Here is a 14,508-nt window from a genome sequence, read left to right on the forward strand (position 1 = left end):
CTGTTTGCAAGATAAGATCAACGCCGTATATAGAACACATTCTGGTATCCAAGTACAAGATTAAAGCTAGTTTTTAACTTGCGGACTAACTTGTATTAAATTGAACTATCAGATTAAAAGCGTGTGCAAAAGGTATTTAGATTTAATAAATATTATTTGAAAAGTATAGGAAATCATGAAATGGTGTCCCCTACAGGATTCGAACCTGTGACCTACGGCTTAGAAGGCCGTTGCTCTATCCAGCTGAGCTAAGGAGACAATCTTGGAATGTTTAAATAACGAGATGTATTATATAAAGCAATTTCATTGAGTCAATGAGTTTTCATCATTTGTTGGTTATTCTGTTAAAATATCGACAATTCGATTTAATTCTTAATGGTTACTAAAACGTCAGTATCAATAATTGAATGACAAAGTGCCATTGATTTATTTAATTTTTTTATTAAGTTGCTATAATATCGCTACAGCGTATATTCAGTCAGCGTTGATTAATTTACCTCGATAAGCATGAGTATGATCGTTTTGAGTAGCGTTTAATCATATTTATCTTTAGATTTATTATTAAGCAAAATCAGTTTTTACTTACAAAAAGTGATATTCATTAAGGATTGAGTTATGTACTTATTATCAATGTTACCAAAATTCTTTTTAGCACTTTTCATCTTACTTCTGTATGTCAAATTATCCGGTAAAAGCCAAATTGCGCCCATGTCACAACTTGATCAAGTAGGAAGTATGGTTATCGGTGCACTCGTTGGTGGCGCTTTACTGAGTCCAACCGTATCAACATGGGAGGCGATAGGGGTAATCGTTGTCTGGTCGTCGTTGCTTGTGGCTATCCGGTTTATCAAATCTAAAAATGCCAAATTGCGGGATATTATTGATGGACGGCCAATCGAACTTGTGAAAAATGGCCATTTATTGTCGAATAATTTTTTAAAAGCAAATCTTCCAGTCAGGGATTTTGAGGCGCTCGTTAATGTGCAAGGAATCTCATCGTTTAACGAATTACAACATGTATGGTACGAACTCAATGGTTCATTAACCATTATTAAAAAAGGGGATAAAGATATTGCCTCTTTATTAGTTGAGGATGGTGCCATTAACTCAGACAATTTAAAACAAGCTAAAAAATCAGAAACGTGGCTCAAAAAAGAGTTGAAAGACCAAGGCTATGATGATGTGACAAACGTGTTTTGTGCTGAGTGGTATGATAATAAATTATGGGTTTACCCCAAAGATAATATTAATGAATTAAATACAGACTCTGACAACACTAAGCCATCAAAAAAACGCACAAGAAAATCACCGTCAAAAAGTAGCAAGACGTCAGTTGAAAAGTAAAATATAAAATGTGTAATTAATGCTTTATAAAAAGGATTTAATTTCACAGAAATGGTTTACTGATAAGATAGTTAAGCAAAATGCATGAAATGGAGAATTGAAATGAAAAAAATAATGTTAGTTTTAGCCGTAATATTGATGGCGGGTTGTAGTGCATCTAAACAAACGGATTCTGTTGACACAGAACATACTGCTCAAAATTCACTTGATTGGGCCGGCGTTTATGAAGGTGTTTTACCTTGTGCTGACTGTGAAGGAATAAAAACAACGTTAACGCTAACCTACGATGGTAAGTTTAAACTTGAAGAAGCGTATGAAGATGGTAATTTAACCTACATCCCACAAGCGATGACCGGAAACATTGTTTGGGATAAAAGCAGACCCGTTATTTACTTATCACAAAACGATGAGCAACGTATTTACTTTGTCGGTGAAGGCTATGTTAAAGCCTATGACATTGAAGGTAATCCAATCGAAAGCGAACTTAACTATACACTAAACCAAATTCAAGTTTTTGAAGGGGATCGTGTTATCAAAGAGATTGAAGTCGGGCCAAAACTTATTCCCTGCCAAGGCGTTGCTCCGATGCAATGTTTACAAGTCAAACACGTCGGTGACAAAAGTTGGTCTTTACATTATGAAGCCATTGAAGGTTTTGATTACAAACCTGGATTCATTTATCGTTTAAAAATTGCCGAAATGGAACGTGATGATGCACCAGCAGATCGTTCAACCATTATCTGGAAATTAGTGTCAGTTATCAGTAAAACGCGCGCTTAACATTACCTTACAGCATAATTAATCATTATGCTGTTTCTCTTTTCCTTTCTTAAAATAGTCTAAAATATATTCAAAAACATATTGATCGATGCGATTGTAATGTTCTTTTTTTGGACGACACAATAATACTTTCCATGAAATAGGCTGATTAAAATGTTTTTCAATAATGTTTTTATCCAAATAAAAGTCGTGAACCGGCGAGGGTAAAACGGTAATAAAATCAGAATTTTTTGCCACTAGCATTAAAAAATCCCACGATGATGACATGGCTGAAATTTTAGGGGTGATGCCATATTCATCAAATTGTTTTTGTAATTTATGTTGGATAATAAAGCTGGGATCTAAAATTGCCATTAATTGATTATTTAAATCAGCCCACTCTAATTTTTGTTTTTTGGCCAGTGGATGATGATGATTCATAAAGGCACTAAGTTCATCTTGTTGTAAAAGGTGTTCATCGATGATATCGGGATTGATGTTGGTTGGATCAAGTAAAATAGCGAAATCTAACTCATCAACAATAAACATTTTACTGAGCTCATAAGCCCCTTTTTCGATAATCTCGAATTCAATATCAGGGTGGTGAATAATCAATTGAGCAATCACATCAGCAAAAACAACGCCTAAAATCAGTGGCGGGATACCGATTCGTACTTTCCCTTTTAACTTTCCTGAATCTTCCCTGATTTCAGTCAACATGGTGTTGTATTGTGTCAGGATTTTTTTTGCATTGTCGTAAAAAATTTCACCTGCTGGGGTAAGGCCTTGTAACCGTCCCTTATAACGCTCAAAGAGCTCAATACCTTCATTTGCTTCAAATGATTTAATAAATTGACTCAGAGCTGGTTGTGAAATATACAGTTTTTTAGCTGCAAGGGATAAATTAAAATGCGATTTAACCACTTCAATAAAATAGTCTAATTGGCGAATTTCCATAAGTATTACCTATAATTTTGTCTTAAATAAGTGAGTTGTTAAAATCGAACAATATTGTTTGTTAATACTTATTATAAAAAGAAAATAAGCAATTTAATTAAATTTACACTATAAATATAACTTATAGATAGTATAAAAAACAAGACTTAGACAAACAAATAGACATCGATTAGCATAAGCACCAATTATTTCGATTAAAAGATAAAGGAGTTTAGCCATGAAAGAGGTTGTTATTGTTTCAGCAGTCAGAACACCTATTGGTAGTTTTGGTGGTGCTTTCAAAGATGTTTCAGCTGTTAATCTTGGTGTAACCGCAGTAAAAGAAGCAATGAATCGTATTTCATTAGATCCGAAAGAAGTCGATGAAGTCATTTTAGGCAATGTTCTACAAGCGGGTCTAGGCCAAAATGTGGCAAGACAAATTGCTGTACATGCCGGTATTCCAAATGAAGTACCAAGTTTTACTGTCAATAAGGTATGTGGTTCAGGACTGAAAACGGTGCAATTAGCAGCACAAGCCATTGCAGCAGGCGATGCCGATGTAATTATTGCTGGCGGTGCAGAAAGTATGAGTCAATCTGCATATGTGATTCCTAATGCCCGATTTGGTTTAAGAATGGGCAATGGCCAAGTGGTTGATACCATGATCAGTGATGGTTTAACGGATGCGTTTAATCATTACCACATGGGAATCACAGCCGAAAATGTTGCGGAAAAATATGGTTTTTCACGTCAGGATCAAGACGAGTTAGCGTTGGCAAGCCAACAAAAAGCTGAAGCAGCTATTAAAGCGGGTCGTTTTAAAGATGAAATTGTACCAGTGTTAATTCCAAAACGTAAAGGTGATCCAGATGTTGTTGATACAGATGAATACCCAAAATTTGGTTCAACAATGGAAAAACTTGCTAGCTTAAAACCGGCCTTTAAAAAGGATGGTACGGTAACCGCAGGTAATGCATCGGGTATTAATGATGGTGCCGCTATTCTTATTCTAATGAGCCGAGAAAAAGCCGATCAATTAGGTCTTAAACCTTTAGTGACTATCACCAGTGCCGCTTCTGCAGGCGTTGCTCCTGAGATTATGGGAACAGGTCCCATCCCCGCTTCACGTAAAGCGCTAGAAAAAGCAGGATTAACCGTAAATGATATCGATCTGTTTGAAGCCAATGAAGCCTTCGCAGCACAAGCATTGTCTGTAAAACAAGAACTCAATATTCCATCTGAAAAACTAAATATTAATGGTGGTGCTATTGCTTTAGGTCATCCAATCGGTGCAAGTGGGGCAAGAGTATTAATCTCATTAATTTATGAAATGAAACGAAGTAATGCAAAACATGGCCTAACAACATTATGTATTGGTGGTGGTCAGGGTATTGCTATGATCGTATCGCAATAACTGGAGCAACAATGAACAAACTCATCAGTATTGAAAAAGCAATGGCTCACGTTAAAGATGGTTCGGTGATTATGGTTGGTGGCTTTATGGCTAATGGTTCACCAGAACAATTAATTGATTATCTTTGCGCTAAAGGCATCAAAAATTTAACGCTTATTTGTAATGACACTGGCTTACCTGAAAAGGGGGTTGGTAAAATGGTGATGAAAAAACAATTTAGCAAAATTGTTGCATCACACGTTGGTTTAAATAAAGAAACAGGCCGTCAAATGGGCGCAGGCGAAACAGACGTTGTTTTAGTGCCACAAGGGACGCTTGTTGAATCAATACGCTGTGCCGGCTATGGGCTTGGTGGATTTTTAACACCGACTGGACTGGGTACTTTAGTTGAAGAAGGTAAACAAAAAATTACGGTTGACGGTAAAGAATATCTGCTTGAAAAACCGATTAAAGCCGATGTGGCATTACTTTTTGCTTCAAAAGCAGATAAAGCCGGTAATCTTATTTATAAAGGTTCAATGAATAATTTCAATAATGTCATGGCAGCCGCAGCAGATATTACCATTGTTGAAGCGGATGAGGTTGTCGAAATTGGTGAGCTTGATCCAAATCAAGTGATTACACCGGGTGTATTTGTTGATTATATTGTTGACGGGAAAGCATGCTAATGATGGATAAAGAACAAGTTCAAAACTATATTGCAAAACGTGTTGCATTAGAATTGCATGATGGTGATATCGTTAATTTGGGTATTGGATTACCAACACGTGTTGCCAATTTTTTACCGGAAGGTATTCAAATTACATTGCAATCAGAAAATGGTTTTACAGGTCTTGGGCCAACGCCACCGAGTGATCAAATTGATGAATCAATCGTTAATGCCGGAGGTCAACCCGTCACCATTTTACCTGGTGGATGCTTTTTTGATAGCGCAACATCATTTGGTATTATCCGTGGTGGACATGTTGATGTGTCAGTTCTTGGTGCGTTACAAGTTGATGAAAAAGGGAATATTGCTAATTACATGATCCCAGGAAAAATGGTACCAGGTATGGGCGGGGCAATGGATCTTGTCACGGGGGCCAAAAAAGTGATTGTTGCCATGGAGCACACGTCAAAAGGTTCAATTAAAATTTTAAAAGCATGTTCATTACCTTTAACTGCAGTTAATGCTGTTGATCTTATTATCACGGAAATGGCGGTCATTGAAGTAACTGATCATGGTTTAGTGTTGACCGAAGTGAACCCTGAATACACGATTGAAGATGTTATTGCGGCAACAGAAGCTCATCTGACGATATCCATTAAATAAGAATCTGCTTGTTGTATTAGTAGATAGTTTAAAAAGCCCGGAGTGTCACCTCCCGGGCTTTTTATTATTTGTCATTCTATCGTAGAATTTTGTGTATGATGTACAAAAATTTGCGTCTAATTTATTCATTGTGACTGAATTTGAGATAAAAAGTTAGTCAATTAAATCACTTCAGCATAAAATAAGTCATTATAAAAATAGTGAGCGGCGGTTATTACGCCATGCTGATAAAAAGAGTTATGAAAGGATAAATTATGTTAGACCCTATTATTATTGCGAAATCTTACCAAGATCATAAAGATCTTGCCATTCTACCTGCTTTAGCCAATCGCCATGGTTTAATTACGGGAGCAACAGGAACCGGTAAAACCGTAACATTGCAAAAAATGGCTGAAAGCTTTGCACAAATCGGTGTACCAGTTTTCCTCGCTGATATCAAAGGTGACTTGACGGGCTTAGGTGTGAAAGCCACCGCATCTGAAAAATTACTTGCACGATTGGCCTCAATTGGCGTGACAGATTGGCAGCCTGAATCATCAATCATTGAGTTGTGGGATGTTTATGGCGAAAAAGGTTTACCAGTACGGGCGACAGTTAGTGATATTGGGCCGTTACTGTTAAGCCGTTTACTTAATTTAAATGAAGTCCAATCGGGTATTTTGCAACTTGTTTTTAAAATTGCTGACGATAATCAATTACAACTTATTGATTTTAAAGATCTTCGAGAGTTAGTCAAATTTGTGGGTGATAATGCGAAATCATTTACTACTGATTATGGTAATGTCTCATCGGCTTCAATTGGTGCGATTCAACGCAGTTTATTAACGTTTGAACAACAGGGCGCTGAATTCTTTTTAGGTGAACCGATGTTGGACATCGCCGATTTGATGCAACGTGATGTTAGTGGTAAAGGTAAAATTAATATTTTAGAGTGTGCAAAATTAATCAATTCACCAAAACTGTATTCTGTGTTTTTATTATGGCTACTATCAGAATTGTTTGAACGCTTACCCGAAGTCGGTGATGTCGAAAAACCAAAATTAGTGTTCTTTTTTGACGAAGCCCATTTGCTATTTAGTGGTATTTCTAAAGTATTATTAGAAAAAATTGAGCATGTGGTACGTTTAATCCGTTCTAAGGGGGTTGGCGTCTATTTTGTTACTCAAAATCCAACCGATATTCCTGATACGGTTTTAGGGCAACTCGGTAATCGCATTCAACATGCTTTACGTGCTTTTTCGGTTAAAGATCAAAAAGCCGTGCGAGCGGCAGCGCAAACTATGCGTCAAAATCCAAACATTGATACTGAAAAAGTTATCACTGAATTAGGAGTGGGTGAAGCGCTAATTTCATTTCTAGATGAGAAAGGGCGACCGAATATCGTTGAACGTGGAATGATTATTGCGCCGTGTTCATTAATGGGTATGATGCCCGCTGATGAGCAAAATGCGATTATTAACCAATCTAATTTATACCTTAAATATGCTGAAACAGTGAATCGTGAATCGGCTTATGAAAAATTAACGAATGGTTTTAAATTGCCCACGAGTCAAACATCAAAAAATGATGTAACACAAAATCAAACATCTGACAGTCAAACTGAATCAGGTGGCTTGTGGGGAATGATACGGGACTTTTTATTTGGTGGAAAAGGTCCTCGTGGCGGTCAAAAAGATGGCTTAGCTCAAAAAGTTGCAAAGAGCACGACACGACAAATTGCCAATAAAATTGGCCGTGAAATTACTCGTGGTATCTTGGGTGGCAATAAGCGTAAATAGTCTCATTTTTTTGATTTTGTCGACTTTATCCCATTAATTTGAAGAGATTAATCTGCATTTTGGCGCAAAATTTAGGCTAAAAAAAGCGATCACTATGGTCGCTTTTTTTTATGCAATCTAATGCTATATTATTCGCTGAAAATAAATAATAATTAATAAAAAACAGGTAATTAAAAATTTGTGTATTGATTGTTTTTTGAATAGATCATGATGTTTACTCACGTTACTAGCGCACCATATGATATCAAAAAGGGTTTTGCTGTCCATGACTTGTCTCAAAAATAATACTGTAACATTTTCATTTATTTAGTTTTTTATTTAAAAAAAATGATTGCTATTCATTATGATTTGATTAAACTCTTTTCCGTTAATGTCATTTAAGTTAATTAGGTAACTCGCACGATGAAGCAACGTAATGGATTATATTTCGAACGTACCGTTTTTAGACTAATTAATTTATATTTTTAGATCCTCCAATTTGGGGGATTTTTTTTGCCTGCAATTTATGAACGTAATAGTAAAAGAGAGCGAGAGATTATCATGACCAATAAAGATATTTTATTAGCAAGCCGAGATCAAAGTTTAAAAGCTTATTTAATTAACAGTATTAAACAAAATGGTGGGTGGGTGAATGCTCATATGCACGCTGACCGTGCTTTTACAATTACGCGAGACAGTTTTGATGTTTATCAAAAACAAACCTTAATGCAAAAATGGGATACACTCGATAGAATTAAAGCCGCAATGTCTGAAGATGATTACTATCGCCATTTTAGTATGGCCGTCGAACGGATGATCGAGCAAGGCGTGACGGTAATGGGCTCGTTTATCGATATTGATCCTATTGCACAAGAACGTGCTATCAAAGCGGCGATAAAAGCACGTGAAACGTATAAAAATGATATTACGATTAAATTAGTCAATCAAACATTAAAAGGTGTGATTGATAAGGAAGCGCGCTACTGGTTTGATAAAGGTGCAGATCTTGTCGATATCATTGGTGGTTTACCAAGACGAGATGAACGTGATCATGGTGTTGGTATGGGGCTAGTACATTTGGATGTATTAATGCAAACCGGTAAAAAATTGGGTAAAATGGTGCATGTTCATGTTGATCAATTTAATTCACAAGACGAAGTGGAAACAGAACAATTAACCGATAAAACGATTGAACATGGCATGCATGGTAAAGTCGTTGCAATTCATAGCATTTCAATTACGGCACATAGCCTTGAATATCGTCAAAAACTTTATCAAAAAATGAAAGAAGCGAAAATGATGGTCATCGCATGCCCATTTGCATGGATTGATAGTCCAAGACGTGAAGATCAAGGTCCAACCCGTAATTCACTCACCCCGGTTGATGAACTCTCAACTGCAGGTATACCGGTCGCAATTGGGACAGATAATATCAGTGATTATATGTTACCATTTTCAACTGGTAACATGTGGGAAGAATTAAAATTATTAGTCACAGGTTGCCGCTACACGGATCTAGATAATGTGATTAATGTCGCAACCAAAAATGGTCGCCTTGTGCTTGGGATTGAATAACGACGAATAAATATCATTTTAATCTTCTTTAATGAATAAAAAAAGCCCGGCTATTGCTTGTGCTTTTTTTATTTAATGTGTTTTCTCTATTTAAAAATAAAAATGTGGCATGGACTAAAAAACAATATATTCAATCGTAATTGATATATAATTTTAAATAGTCAATAAAGTGCTAACTAAAATTTAATAGGCTAATAAATGAAAAATACAACGACTCCTTTTTATGATCCACTATTAAGTTATGAAGATAATTACCAACAAGGCCCATTTGGTGATTTTGCTGTTTCACCAAACACCATTACCAAGATGAATAAGCCAAGTCGTTTTTTAGATTTGGATGTTGATTTACCATTTGGTATTCCTGCGGGTCCTTTATTAAATGCGAATTATGTTAAAGCAGCACTTGCATATGGATTTGATCTCTGTGTTTATAAGACAGTAAGAACCAAGGCCCATAAAAGCCATCCATTACCTAATGTATTATCAATTCATCCGAAAGGGCATCTATCTCATCATGTGGATACGGTTTTAGCTGATACAAATTATCAACAACCCGTTTCAATTACGAATTCATTTGGTGTTCCCTCATTCAATCCTGACATATGGCAAGCTGATTTAGCTGATGCAGTAAATGCTGCGAAAAAGGGACAATATGTTATTGGTAGTTTTCAAGGTACACCAGGTAACGAAGCAACAATTGAAAAAGACTATGCATTAGCAGCACGCTTAATTAATGAAACTCATGCTCCGATTCTTGAAGCCAATTTAAGTTGTCCTAATGAAGGGGTACATAAGCTCTTATGTTTCGACTTTGATAAAGTCGAGCGCGTTGCTAAAGAGATTAAAAATGCTGTACCTGATAAACCCTTATTTTTAAAGTTAGCTTATTTTGCCAATGACAACGATGTCATGCCTCTTATTAAAAAGCTCAAAGGCGTGGTTGATGGCTTTAGCACAATTAATACATTGTCAGCAAGTCCTATTGATAAAAATGGTCACCCTGCACTGGGCCAAGATAGGCCGACGGGTGGTGTATGCGGTGATGCGATTCGCTGGGCTGGCTTAGATATGGTGAAACGGTTAGTTCGGTTACGTGAAGAATTAGATGCGGCCTTTGCTATTATTGGTGTTGGTGGGGTATCATCTGTTGCACATTATCAAGAATATATGACAGCCGGCGCAGATGCAGTCATGAGTGCAACTGGTGCAATGTGGAATCCTCAATTAGCATTTGATATTAAACATAATCTTAATCAATAAGATATTGATATTAGAATGATAATGGGGATTGAAAATAAATAACGCTAAAAATAGCGTTATTTAATAACGTATTTTTGAATATGAATTGCAACATGTATTGTATTCTTGCCGGTATATCTCATGACACAATAAATGGATCTATTGCTGTTGACAGGGTTGCCTTAGATAACAGCGGAATTATCCTTTAGTTTCCTTAATGGTCACTTTCCGCTTACAATTCAGAAAATTATCATGAGCGAGTCAGCGCTATAGCTGTTAAATAGAATAGCATTATTGTGAGTTTTACTTATTGCTATCATTCACAAAATAAAATTGATCCTAATCACTTTAAGGAAATAGGATATCGATACCGTCTGATGCAACAAAGTGTCATTTATCGATTTCAACTAACGGTATGTGAATATTTTTTCCTGGTGCGAATAGGGGAAATGTATGATTCTATCAGAAATAGAATTTTGCTTGATAAGAATGGTAGAAGGTATCGATAAAAGAAGGGCAAAGATCGCATTAATTCCTTGAAGTTACATGTTATAATACGTTGAGTTATTAATTGGAGATATATATGAGCAAGTTAAACATTGTGGCTATTTTTACAATTAAACCTGAATATCATACTGAATTTCAGACTGAATTTAAAAAAATTGTTGAGGGTAGTCGTCAAGAAGAAGGTTGTATTCAATATGATCTTAACCAAGATGTCAAAGACCCAAATACTTACGTTTTTATTGAAACATGGCAATCACGTCAAGCAATTGATATACATAATACGCAAGCTCACTATAAACAATTTGCAAAATTTGCTGAAGGTAAAGTGGCTAAAAAAACCGTTCATGTTATGAAACAAGTGATTTAGTTAATTTCTATTTTTATTGCTTAGATATTTTTATATTAAAGCGCCTTATTGGCGCTTTTTATTATTTAAACGGTAGGGCTCATCCATTGCAATAAAATCATTTTCGTTAAGGGCATCGTCAACCCATTCTTTAATACCTTTTGTTTGCCAAATAACATCAATATAATCTGCTACCTTAGGTGACATCGTGATATCAAAATTTTTTAATCGTATACACATTGGTGCATAAAAAGCATCAGCAATAGTGAAATCACCAAATAAATAGGCCCCTTCCGATTTATCTAGCATGGATGAAATATAACGATCAAAAAAGGCAACTTCTTGTTTGACTTGTCTATGATCACGTAAAATGATCTGTCCCCATTCAGCAAATTTAGCTTCAATATTCATTGGCAAATAGCGACGAATTTGCGGATAACCACTATGCATTTGGGCTGTGACACACCTTGCTTTTGCTTTTAAGCGTGTTTGATTTGGCCACAAAGATAAAGTCGGGTGTTTATCGGCCAAATATTCACAAATTGCTAAGGAATCGGTAATAACCAAATCATCATCAACTAAAATTGGCACAGTACCCAGCGGATTAAGCGGTAATATTGTTTTCTTAAATATTGAGTTATCATCAAAGCTATCAAAACGAACAAGTCGCTCATTAAATTCAATACCAAAATGTTTCATCACAATCCAAGCACGCATCGACCAACTGGAATAATTTTTATTACCGATATAAAGCGTATATTTCATGATGTCTCCTCTAACCGCTAGCGCGGGGTGTTAAACTTACTCAATAATAAAGCATATACATCATCTTAAGTGTATACCTAAATACAATATAGGCTGTTTTTACACTAGAATGATAGGTTATGATAATTTTTTAACGAAAATATCACTCCTTAATGAGTATTGAATTTACCATCATCTTATTCTACTAGCTCAATTTTTATTTCACGCGAATCACTGCGACCTAAGTCATCAACCACCAATATTTTAAATAAACCGCTGCGTGTTGGGACCCAGTCAATCGATTCATTTTGCGGGCTATGGCCAATAAACTGATTATCAATAAACCAGTAAAGTTGTTTAACATCACCATCAACATTTGCATTTAAGCTGATGCGTTCATTTTTTTGATTATTGAGCCTAAATTGATAAACCACATTTTTTAGTGGAGAGGTAATTTTAGGTGGCTGACCTAAGTAAGTTTGTGGTGAGGCACAATGTGAACTCGTTGGTGGTGATTTTTTCGCAATACCTGCTTTCGCAAACACATTAGCTAAATCTGATGGCCAATACTCGAAAACTTCAATATGGGTGGTTTGCGGATTATAAGGCGGGCATGCTACAGCACCCGTTTGATTATTTATCATTACTGGGCGATAAATTGAGTCAACTGTAATAGGGGATACACCGGGTATGAACCATGTTTTACCTTTTACTTTACACCATTGAGTCACTAAATTCCCACTGGTTAAGCAAATATCCACCTTTTTTGCATGTTTGGGGATTTCATATTGTGAAATGATCGGATTATGATAATACCCATTAATCGCATCAATAATATTAAAAAACAGCGGGGTGGCCGCATCAGCGCCGACAAATGCATTGTTACTTGAACCATCAAAATTGCCTAACCACACCACTAAGACATACTGTTGAAAACCACCCGCTGTCCAGGCATCACGAAAGCCCCATGATGTGCCTGTTTTCCAATAAATGGGGATCGCATTGTGCTGTTTTTTAAATAGGATATCTTGTTTACGTGTATTTTTTAATAACATGTCTTTGGTCATAAAACTGGCTTCAGCACTCAGCAGTTGCTTACTGTCGGTAGACGGTTGCTGTGGTGTTATCAATTGCAATGGTTGCCATTTCCCATTGTTAGCAAGCATGGCATACAAGGTGGCAAGTTCTTGTGATGTTACTTCGCCCCCACCCAATACCAAAGCGAGACCATAATGCTCTTCAGTTGCTAGATTTTGGATATTGGCATTTTGTAAAAATTGATAAAAAGATGGTTTTTTTAGTTTTGAAGCGACGTATACCGCCGGAATATTACGGCTACGAATTAAGGCTTCTGTTGCTGAGATCGGCCCGCTAAAATGACGGTCAAAGTTTTCTGGTGTATAAAAACCAAAATCCGTTTCAACATCTTTTAAAATCGTCATCGGATGTAACACACCTTGGTCTATACCAAGTCCATAAATAAAGGGTTTTAGCGTCGACCCGGGTGAACGTTTTGCTAACGTACCATTAACTTGCCCTTGAATATCTGAATTAAAATAGTTAGCCGAACCCAATAAGGATTTTACCGCCATTGTATTTGTATCAACGAGTAATACCGAGGCATTTTGAATGCCTTTTTGGCGATTTCGCTCAATAAAAATAGTGACTTGATCTTCGATGATCTGCTGCAAATTGCTATCTAATGTGGTCATCACCTCTTGTTGTCCAGCACGTTTTTGCTGACTTATGATTTGATTGATAAAGTGAGGGGCTAAAAAAGGTAATTGTTCGGGTTGGCGCATGATTAATGGTTGGTTAAAAAGCGCTGCTATATATTGATCAACATCATAGGTTTCTTGCCAGCGTTGAAAAAGCTGATTACGTGCACTAACTAATGATTTTCCCGCAACACCCGTTAACTTATCAATACGATACGTCGGCGATTGAGGTAACACCGTTAACGTCAAGGCTTCAGGTAAATTAACCTGCGCAGCCGGTTTATTGAAATAGATTAATGAGGCTGCGCCAATACTTTCAATATTTCGACCAAAAGGGGCATAATTTAGGTAGGCCTCTAAAATATCATGTTTTGAATACATTAATTCTAGCTGAATAGCCCGAATGATTTGTAACAATTTACCATCAATTGTTTTGGTATTAAGTTGCCAATGCATACGTGCAAGTTGCATCGTAATTGTTGAGGCGCCTTGACGGTTACCGCCCCCCATATAAGTGGCAAAAAATGCCCTAACTAAGCTGATGGGATTAAATCCAGGGTGATAATAAAACCATTGATCTTCATGAAGTAGCAAACCCTTAATAATCAGTGGTGAAACCTCTTCAAGAGGTGTCCACAGTCGATACCGATCATCATCAGCAAGGGTAATGCGGAGTAATTTATGTTTTTCATCATAAAATGTACTGGAAAACGTTAATGAGGTATTAAGCGGTGAGTGCGGATAAACTCGTACAATACCAATCACAATCGTCAATAGCAACAGGGCCATTAAACCGTTTTGATGGCGTTTAATAAATTGAAGTAAGTAAGACATCATTTCTATCAATTAATTTA

At 36.4% G+C, this 14,508-nt stretch carries 12 protein-coding genes and 1 tRNA gene; 9 read left to right on the plus strand and 4 right to left on the minus strand.

All coding sequences use genetic code 11. The features are described from left to right. Positions 1 to 181 precede the first annotated feature (181 nt). A tRNA-Arg gene (locus tag ABEA36_RS04055) sits at positions 182 to 258 on the minus strand. A gap of 357 nt (positions 259 to 615) precedes the next feature. Between ABEA36_RS04055 and ABEA36_RS04060 the strand changes: the two genes are divergently transcribed. Beyond that, positions 616 to 1,344 carry a DUF421 domain-containing protein gene (locus ABEA36_RS04060; RefSeq protein ID WP_345489072.1) on the plus strand — a complete coding sequence of 243 codons (729 nt, stop codon included), beginning with the start codon at positions 616 to 618 and terminating at the stop codon, positions 1,342 to 1,344. Positions 1,345 to 1,446: 102 nt separating this feature from the next. Then, positions 1,447 to 2,124, plus strand: coding sequence for a DUF4377 domain-containing protein (locus ABEA36_RS04065; RefSeq protein ID WP_345489074.1), 678 nt, complete (start codon positions 1,447 to 1,449; stop codon positions 2,122 to 2,124). Positions 2,125 to 2,142: 18 nt separating this feature from the next. On the opposite strand, the gene ABEA36_RS04070 is transcribed toward ABEA36_RS04065, so the two are convergent. Next, complete coding sequence (locus tag ABEA36_RS04070; RefSeq protein ID WP_345489076.1) at positions 2,143 to 3,060, minus strand: LysR family transcriptional regulator; 918 nt, start codon at positions 3,058 to 3,060, stop codon at positions 2,143 to 2,145. A gap of 217 nt (positions 3,061 to 3,277) precedes the next feature. On the opposite strand from ABEA36_RS04070, the gene ABEA36_RS04075 reads away from it, so the two are divergent. The 7 genes from ABEA36_RS04075 to ABEA36_RS04105 all read left to right on the plus strand — a co-directional run bounded on the left by ABEA36_RS04075 (position 3,278) and on the right by ABEA36_RS04105 (position 11,213). Then, complete coding sequence (locus ABEA36_RS04075; protein ID WP_345489078.1) at positions 3,278 to 4,456, plus strand: acetyl-CoA C-acetyltransferase; 1,179 nt, start codon at positions 3,278 to 3,280, stop codon at positions 4,454 to 4,456. An 11-nt stretch (positions 4,457 to 4,467) separates the two neighbouring features. Then, the gene (locus ABEA36_RS04080) at positions 4,468 to 5,124 is read left to right on the plus strand and encodes a CoA transferase subunit A (protein WP_345489080.1); all 657 of its coding nucleotides are present in this window, start codon (positions 4,468 to 4,470) and stop codon (positions 5,122 to 5,124) included. A 2-nt stretch (positions 5,125 to 5,126) separates the two neighbouring features. Then, positions 5,127 to 5,768, plus strand: coding sequence for a 3-oxoacid CoA-transferase subunit B (locus ABEA36_RS04085; RefSeq protein WP_345490852.1), 642 nt, complete (start codon positions 5,127 to 5,129; stop codon positions 5,766 to 5,768). Positions 5,769 to 6,022: 254 nt separating this feature from the next. Next, positions 6,023 to 7,546, plus strand: coding sequence for a helicase HerA-like domain-containing protein (locus ABEA36_RS04090; protein WP_345489082.1), 1,524 nt, complete (start codon positions 6,023 to 6,025; stop codon positions 7,544 to 7,546). Positions 7,547 to 8,086: 540 nt separating this feature from the next. Further along, positions 8,087 to 9,100 carry an amidohydrolase family protein gene (locus ABEA36_RS04095; RefSeq protein ID WP_345490854.1) on the plus strand — a complete coding sequence of 338 codons (1,014 nt, stop codon included), beginning with the start codon at positions 8,087 to 8,089 and terminating at the stop codon, positions 9,098 to 9,100. A 198-nt stretch (positions 9,101 to 9,298) separates the two neighbouring features. After that, entirely contained in the window at positions 9,299 to 10,360 is a 1,062-nt protein-coding gene (locus tag ABEA36_RS04100) for a beta/alpha barrel domain-containing protein (protein WP_345489084.1), read from the plus strand. Positions 10,361 to 10,922: 562 nt separating this feature from the next. Beyond that, positions 10,923 to 11,213: a putative quinol monooxygenase gene (locus ABEA36_RS04105; RefSeq protein ID WP_345489087.1), complete on the plus strand. Its 291-nt coding sequence runs from the start codon at positions 10,923 to 10,925 to the stop codon at positions 11,211 to 11,213. Between the two features lie 45 nt (positions 11,214 to 11,258). Here ABEA36_RS04105 and ABEA36_RS04110 read toward each other — a convergent pair whose 3' ends face one another. Then, the gene (locus ABEA36_RS04110) at positions 11,259 to 11,957 is read right to left on the minus strand and encodes a glutathione S-transferase family protein (RefSeq protein ID WP_345489089.1); all 699 of its coding nucleotides are present in this window, start codon (positions 11,955 to 11,957) and stop codon (positions 11,259 to 11,261) included. Between the two features lie 176 nt (positions 11,958 to 12,133). Then, positions 12,134 to 14,488 carry a penicillin-binding protein 1C gene (gene pbpC, locus ABEA36_RS04115; RefSeq protein WP_345489091.1) on the minus strand — a complete coding sequence of 785 codons (2,355 nt, stop codon included), beginning with the start codon at positions 14,486 to 14,488 and terminating at the stop codon, positions 12,134 to 12,136. Positions 14,489 to 14,508: the final 20 nt, after the last annotated feature.

Source organism: Orbus sasakiae, from assembly GCF_039542345.1.
GTDB classification, from domain to species: domain Bacteria; phylum Pseudomonadota; class Gammaproteobacteria; order Enterobacterales; family Orbaceae; genus Orbus; species Orbus sasakiae.